This window comes from Pseudoscardovia suis, assembly GCF_002797875.1.
In the GTDB taxonomy this organism is placed as follows: Bacteria; Actinomycetota; Actinomycetes; order Actinomycetales; family Bifidobacteriaceae; genus Pseudoscardovia; species Pseudoscardovia suis.
On sequence record NZ_PGFC01000007.1, the window covers coordinates 79,490 to 86,150 of the forward strand.

General features: G+C 63.8%; 3 protein-coding genes. All 3 read left to right on the forward strand.

Annotation, left to right across the window (positions count from 1 at the left end; all coding sequences use genetic code 11):
* Positions 1-22 precede the first annotated feature (22 nt).
* Complete coding sequence (locus CLV65_RS07880) at positions 23-3,319, forward strand: FtsK/SpoIIIE domain-containing protein (RefSeq protein ID WP_157847266.1); 3,297 nt, start codon at positions 23-25, stop codon at positions 3,317-3,319.
* Between the two features lie 38 nt (positions 3,320-3,357).
* Complete coding sequence (locus tag CLV65_RS07885) at positions 3,358-5,154, forward strand: hypothetical protein (RefSeq protein ID WP_094691978.1); 1,797 nt, start codon at positions 3,358-3,360, stop codon at positions 5,152-5,154.
* 74 nt (positions 5,155-5,228) lie between these two features.
* Positions 5,229-6,661 (forward strand): ICP22 family protein (locus CLV65_RS07890; protein ID WP_157847267.1); only part of this gene is annotated, 1,433 nt, incomplete at its 3' end.

The following is a 6,661-nucleotide window of genomic DNA, read 5'->3' on the forward strand; positions in this document are numbered from 1 at the left end:
CCCCCCCCGATCAGGAAGACACATGGCATCCACAAGGAACCGCACCAGCCAGTCGCCACACCCCATTCCGCCCGTCATATGGACGCTCCTGGGCATCGCCGCAGGCACTCTCATGCTCACACGCGCACTCCCCGCACTCCCAGTCGTCTGGCTCGGCATGCTCGCAAGCGGCATCACGGCGAAACCCCCGCAGCCGCGAAGCGGACGGCGCACCGATCCCATCGACCCGCGCGACCAGCGTCGCTACGACAGGTGGAAGGCGTTGAAACGCGGACTCCTGCCCAACAAGGATTGGACACGATGGCGGCGCGTCTCATGGTGGGTCGCACTGACCTGCACCCTCCCGACCATGCACCTCCACCCTCTCCCCCTCCAACCATTGGACACGATGGCAGGGTTCATGACCGTCATAGGCGTCACCCGCATGCTCGACAGGCGGAAGGACATGCGCCACCCGTACACCGGGGTGAGCGTCACCGCATTCCATGCGAAAGCCGCACCATGGAAACGCATCACCGCCATATGCGCGCCCCTGATACCCGTCGTCCCCGCGTACATGCTCACCGACGCACCATGGAACATGCTTATCGGCATTCCCATCCTCCTCCACCTCCTCCTCGTCACCATCCTCGACCGCACACGCCAATCCACGCCGTGGCGTCGGCGCGTCGAATGGCAGCATACGCTCGACGGCTGGGTCAACGAGGATGCCAGCCCCATCGGCAAAGCATGGCAGGGTGCGACGGTCAGCCAGGTGAGCGTCCTCGGCGACAAGGACGATCCGCTCACCGTCATCCGCATACGCTACCCGCAAGGCAACCAGAACGCTTTGAAACTCGGTGTCACCGCAATACGTCCCCTCGCCACGCAAGCCGGGCACAACATCACCGAACTGCTTGAAGCGCGGCACGGCGACGCATACGATCCGAACGCGCTCAGGCTCGTCCTCGCCCACGATGAGAAAGCCATCCCGGACACCACCAGACGCATCGACGAACGCCTCGCAACCCTCGTCACCGACATTGCGTTCGCACGCACAGCCCGCACATGGAACAAACGCGCACCACTGACAAAAGCGCATCAGGTCGCGCAAAACGACGGGGACTGCGCATGGCTCATCACCCTCACGCTCCCACCCGAAGGGGGAAGCACACCCGACCTCATCAGCCTCAACTGGCTGGCCGACCCGCAGACAGGCCCCCAGGCGACCCTCCGGTTGCCCGTCGAAGCCGATTTGTACGACGCCTACTATCTCGCCATGCAACCCGGCACGCCCGTGTCCGACACGGGCAACAAGTGGCGTCCGAAAGGCAGGCTCACCGACACACGGCATTTCAACGATTATGTGCTGCTCAGCGCACGCTACCGCAGCATGCAGAACATGTGGGTCGGACTGCTGCCCGCGAAACTCAAACCGCCCATCCCCGACTACGACAGGGAGGAAACCCTCACCGGCGACGGGTGGAGCCTCACCCTCACACCGTTCGCACTGGAACCGCCCGCCACGCCAGCCGACTATGCGAAAATCGATTTGAGCCGCCTCGACCCGGAGGCACGGTTCACGGGAGTCAACCCCGGTACGGACGGCTCGTCGTTCGACCTGGTGCGGGTGAAAGGCGGTGCGCCCGACGGGCTGGGCATGCTGAACGGCGGCGGTCCCCAGCAACGGTATTATGCGCGGGCCATCGTGTTCCGCGCGCTCGTCAACGCACTGCCCGCGTCGAAAGGCACCGTCTCCCTGGACTCGTGCACGCAGGAAGGCAAGGATGTGAGCGTGTGGCGTGCGAACGTCACCACCGGGGAAGGCGCGACCGTAGCCGACCTGCGCAAACGCGCGCCCGCAATCCAAGCGCAGACCGGTTCGAAACTCGTATTGTGGAATTGGCGCAACCCCAGCGAAACGACCCTCTGGTTCATGCCGGGACGGTTGACCGGCGTGGAGGACGCACAGCATTTCAAACAGCGCCGCCGTCAGAAAGAGATACTACCCCTCGCGTTGAGCGACGCATGGGGGGTCGCCGGGGTGAGTGATGACAGCGGGCGCACGCCGAAGGTCGTGGACCTAGGCGTGTTCCCCCGCAACCACAGTCTGCTGAAAGTGCGTTTCCGCATTCCGGCGGGCATGAGCATGAGTCGCATCGACGCGAACCAGGACAAGTTCCGCACCGCAGCAGGCTACGGGTACGGGCGTATCCTGCCGCGCGGCGACGAGCATGGCGCGGACCTGTGGGACATGGCGCTCAGCAAGGGAAGCCCGTTCCCCACGATGGTGAAAGCCGACTGGGATTACGTGCGTCACTCGGACGGTCTCACGCTTCCCCTTGGCGTGGACGACATGGGCGAACCCGTCGCATGGAACGTGCATGACACGTATCACATCGCCGTCATGGGCAAGAGCGGCACGGGCAAGAGCAGCGCCGCGCAGATCGTTGTCGCGGACGCGCTCCTCCACGGGTGGCGCATCATCATCATCGACCCCAGCAAAGGCGCGATAGACTTCACGCAATGGGCGCGACCGCTCAGCCTCGCCTACGTGGGCAACGGGCAGTTGGACGAAACCGAGGCGACCATACGGTGGGTCGAGGATGAGATGAACAAGCGTGTGCGCATGCTCAGCGAACACGGTGCGGGGAACATCCTCGACCTGCCCGAAGGGACCCGCCCCGACCGTCTCCTCATCGTGTTCGATGAGTTCAACGGATATTTGACGAAGATGGGCAAGACCGCGCCCAATCCGAACCGTGACATCAGCATTGCGAACGACAATGCGCGCATCCAAGCGCGGAACAACAGCATCACGCGCACCATGAGCGCGCTCAGCAAAATCGCATTGCAGGGTCGCACGGCGGGCATCAGCCTCCTCATCGGCGGTCAGAGGCTCGGCATCAAGGACTTCGAGAAATTCCCCGGCGGCACGCAGTTCTACCGCACCCTCGGACGCCTTCTCCTCGGCAATGACACGCCCGAAGGCGTCATCAGCCCCGGCAACGTGAAGGAAGCGCACCGGCAGCAGGCGGCGATGAAAGGCGAAGGCGGGCAGGTGCCGAAGGGACGCGGACTGTGGGAGGACATGGACGGCCGCATGACCTGCATCCAGACATGGTATGGCGGCGGGCAGGACGCGTTGAAGGAAACCGTGGAAGGCATCACGCCGCCCCAACCCATCGACATCACCCCGTTCATGCCGGAACGCGCAGCCATGCTGGGCGAAGTCACGCGCCAGGCCGAGCAGGCGACGCAGGAGACCGAGGCGCGCGAACGGGAAATCAGCCGTGAAGTCCAGGAGGCGGAGGAAATCGACGTCGACTGGGACTTCTGAAAAACCAGTGGAACACCCTACAAGGAAGGACACACATCTTGACGGATACGACGCATGACGGCGGATTCAAGAAAATCCGCCTCCCCCACGGGTTCGACCCCACCAACGAACAGCACATGAAGAAACTCACCATGCAAGTGCAGGAACTCGCCGCAAGCCGTATGCCGGAACTCTCGGACTACAGCCTGTACAGCATAGACGAGCAATCCGGGTACGCGATATACGCACCCATCGACCAAGTGGACGCGGTCGCGGGAAGCACGCCGGAACCCCGGTATTTCACCGTGGACGCGGGACGTGCAGCGAACCAGAAGCGCACCGCGCAGGAGTACGAGCAGAACAACCCCGGTTGGTTCGTCGTGGATATCAACATGGTGCAAAGGCTCGTCACCATGGAGCAGCTCGATGAGAAGACCCTCACCGTGCGCCGCCTGTTCGCGGACGTGCTCAAGGTCGACCCGTGGAAGGTGCGTGTCACGCGCACGCCGGAAGGCGGGTGGAAGATCCGCATCAACAAGACGGCGCGCACCTATGTCGCCAGCAAGTACGACAAGGCGGTTCAGGAAGCCGTCGATACCATAGGCGCGCCCGGCTGGTTCTTCAAAGCGAATCCGAAGGCGAACGTCATCATGGTGTATCCGGGGGAATTGCCCACGTTCCCCAAGGCGATACCCATGCCGCGCACGGTCGTGGAACACCCGAACCTCAGACACGGGTACTATGGCATGCGCCTGCCGGACAAGGGACGCAAGACCGGCGACATGCTGTACAACGATTGGAAGGATTCGCCCGGCGTGCTCGTGGCGGGCGCGTCGAACGGCGGCAAGAGCGTCCTCATCAACAGCCTCGTGTACGGGTTCGTCGCGGGCGGCGGCATGCTCGCCGTCGTGGATGAGAAAGGAAAGAGCGCCGACTTCCAGTGGGTGCGCCCATGGGTGATGGACAAGGGCTGGGGGTGCGACGGCTTGGAGTCGAGCGCCGCAGTGCTGCGCAACATACTGAGGATATGCGATGAGCGTGCGCGCATCATCAACGACGCGGGCAAGATGAACTGGTGGGGTCTGCCGGACGACGTGAAACGCGATAACCCGCTCCTGCTGCTCGTATGCGATGAGATAAGCCAATGGGCGGTCGCACCGAAGGTGCCGATGGGATTGGACAAGGACAATCCGGATCTGATAGAGGCGAAGTATGAGAACGCGATTTGCTCCAGCTCGTACATCAGCCTGCTGAAAATCAGCCAGAAGGCGCGTTTCGCCGGTATCTGCTTTTTGTATGCCGCGCAGTCCGCGACGCAGCAGGCGGGTCTCGACCCGAAGGTGAGGCTGAACCTGACGACGAAACTCGTCATCGGTGAGAAGGTTCAGGAAAGCATCTACGACAATGTGCTCAATGATGCGAAGCATTCGCCCCGGGTTCCGCAGAACGTCATCAAGGAAGGCGTCGGCAAGGGGTGCGGTGTGAGCGAAACCCCGGGTCAGGAAACGTGCGTGTTCAAATCGTTTTATGAGGATGATCCCGCGCATGGCTTGGAGTGGGCGGACATTCTGCGCGAACGGTTGGAGAGGGAGCGTCCCACGGTGATGGACATGTCGCGTGGCGCGATCGCATGGCAGGATGTGGTCGCGTTGGTGCCTGCCGCTGCCGACAAGCCGGATTTCTCGGGGGATGGTGTGGAGAGTCTGGACGGTTCCCCGGTGGAGGGGTTCGGCGTGGATGGCAGGGATGTCGCGGATCGTGACGCCCCGTTGAAGGGTGCGGCCGCCGCAGCCCATGTGAGTGCGTTGGAGTTGGCGCGTCGCACTGCGCGTGAATTGGAGCGTGACGGCATCTGAGCTTGTCCGCGTCGCCTTCCGGCGGGTGTTTCGGCTAGACTGAATGTATCAGTTGGATGCTGGAGGGAGTGTTTGTGGCTGCGGATTGGCTGACGGGCGGCAACCGGATCGACCCGAATCTCATCGTGTCACGGGCGGACGATGCGCCGTCCCATGACGTGGAGCGTCCCGCCGTGCGTGGGCATGCGCGTCCCGCCGATGATGCGCATGGGCGTCCTGATGATGATGCGCGTGTTCGTGCGAAAGCTCCTGCGCTCGTGCGAACACCGGGACCGGCGGCCGAACCAGCCAAGCCCGGGAAGCCAGCCGGCACGGACATGGAACCGAAGCCGGCCGTGCAAGCGGATGACTGGAACCCGTGGGATGATCCCGCTCCCCCATCCGCGACACGCATGGAACCCGAGTCCGTGGATGGCGACTGGAATCTCGCTGAGGGCACGCCCACACCCGTGTCCGGCATTCCCGGGGACAGCGCGGTGGATACGGACGATTGGAATCCGTGGGACGAACAGCCATCCCAGGCTCACGCCGCGCCAGCCGCCCCACCGTCCATTGACGCGGATTGGAATCTCACGGACGCGGACGCGACGTGGAACCCGTGGGATGATGCGCCCAAGGATACGGGCGGTCATGCCATTAAGGCTCCCGCCCCCACGGACGCAACTGGAGACGGTGGGCACGAGAGTACGCGCGCGGGGACGGACGAACGCTCGGACAGCCGAACTGCAGAGGAGGACGGAAGCACCGCCGACCGTATGCCGATGGGCACCGGCTCCCAGGAACCCACGCCCACGGATAGCATGGACGGCGATGAGCGTGAGAGCATGGGCGCACAATCCGAAGCTCACCCCGCCGACCTTGCGCCAAAGGGGTTCGACTCCAATGAGTCCATGCGCACAGACGGCGAAGAGGAGTGGAACCCGTGGGATGATACGCCGTCGGATACACGCATGCCGGATGCGCCGGCTCCCAAACCAATTGCGAACAGCGGAGATGGTGTGCACGAGAGCACGGGCGCACGGACCGAACCGCGCACCGATGACACGGACGGACGTGAGGCAGAGGGCACCGCCGATAGTGAACCGAAGACGAAAGGCTCCCATGAGGCAAAGCCCACCGACAGTGCGGAGGAGTGGAACCCGTGGGACAGTGAACCCGCTACGCCCGGAGTCCGAATGGACGGCAACCCAGACGCAGGAGGGAATGGGGGCGCTGCCCCGCACGCGACGCAGCATACGGTCTCCGCGACTCCAAGCCCCACGGATGCGGACGCAACGTGGAACCCGTGGGATGATGAGCCGGGTGGCACGCCCGGCATGGAAACGCAGGACGCGACCCCAGAGGAATGGAACCCGTGGGATGACGGGTCCACGGATGCCGCCGACCGGCGTGAGGATGCGCAGCCCCGGCAGGACACGCAGGAGGACAAGTCCACCCCCGCACCATTGCCCGTGCGTTCAGACGTTCATGCGCCCATGGAAAGCTCCCGGTCGGGCGTTGAGCCTCC